At 44.9% G+C, this 1,145-nt stretch carries 1 protein-coding gene and 2 pseudogenes; all 3 read right to left on the bottom strand.

The window, feature by feature from the left end; genetic code table 11:
- Positions 1-596: pseudogene (locus tag ACFIMQ_RS09375) on the bottom strand (hypothetical protein); the annotation flags it as partial.
- A gap of 17 nt (positions 597-613) precedes the next feature.
- The gene (locus tag ACFIMQ_RS09370) at positions 614-847 is read right to left on the bottom strand and encodes a hypothetical protein (RefSeq protein WP_375703927.1); all 234 of its coding nucleotides are present in this window, start codon (positions 845-847) and stop codon (positions 614-616) included.
- 9 nt (positions 848-856) lie between these two features.
- Positions 857-1,145 (bottom strand): annotated as a pseudogene (locus ACFIMQ_RS09365) (phage tail protein); the annotation flags it as partial.

The raw sequence follows: 1,145 nt of genomic DNA, 5'->3' as shown, positions 1-1,145 counted from the left end.
GCTGTTTGAGAAGCCTCTTTCGCTGTTTGTTCCGCACGTTCAGCAATCGACTTTGATTCATCGGCTAACCTCTTTGCTTCTGTCGAAACATGGACGGCGTTCTCACTTGCCTGCTTGACCTCTACAAAACTTTGCAATGCCGTAGCCAATGAACCTTTCGTACCACTTATTTCCCCTGTAGCTCTATCAAATCCTGCCTTCGCATCTTCTGCCATTTGCTTGGCGGCTTCAGAGGCACTCTTGGCTTCTTCGGCTAATCCCTTGGCTGTATCCGCTGTATCTTTTGCAAGATTAGCCGTTGTCGTTACTGCTGTAACCGCTTCACCCGTTTTGGTAACTTCGCTAAACGCTCTTTCCGATACTTTTTTCGCCTCTTCTGCAACCTGTTGCGCTCCATTCGCACGTGCCATGGCTTTTTCTGCTTCTTGACGTGCATTTACAACCTGCTCTAACGGCGCAAAGGTTTCATACGAATACAAAGAGGCTGTTCCTAAAAGCTTCGGAACAACAACGCTATCTTGCGAAGTCCCTTCTCTGATTTCCTCTTTCGTTGCAACAGGTATCAAATATTCATGACTATGATCGGGTATCTTCATCTGCTTTATTCCTTCATTCAGAGGGATTCATCCAATGAACACTCTTTCAAATCTTCAAGCTCTTCTCTTAAGGTCTCTAAGCGCTTCTCTAAATCTTTCAGTGAACCATCAAGCTCGGCTTTCAAAGCTGTTTTCAGTAAATCAAAAACCCCATGAAGCGGCGCATGGACAAAGCCTCCCCCTGAATACAAAACAACCCGTACTTGAGACGGGTCGCTAAGCTCTGATATCGCAAACGGTTTTAATGACATTTCAACTCCTCATGTCTTTATTCCATAAACTACACTCACATTAACGGGACGCGTTTCAACGCCTCCAAACGTCTCTGACATAAGATGATGGTCATGATGTGCTTGGTCATGAACACCCTCTTTTATAGGGGTCGAATGATATAAAAAATTAGCAAAAGGGCTTCTGATAAACCAAGGCAAACGGGGCGGTTTGTCCTTATCTGTGAACCAAAAGGGAACCTCTGGCTGTGGAATTCCTGCTATGTGGTCAAATTCTTGATTACATTCCTCTAAGCTATCACCACTCAAACCTACACAC

The organism is Bartonella sp. AD13SXNS (genome assembly GCF_042196465.1).
Taxonomy (GTDB): domain Bacteria; phylum Pseudomonadota; class Alphaproteobacteria; order Rhizobiales; family Rhizobiaceae; genus Bartonella.
This window is presented reverse-complemented; position numbering and strand designations above follow the sequence as displayed.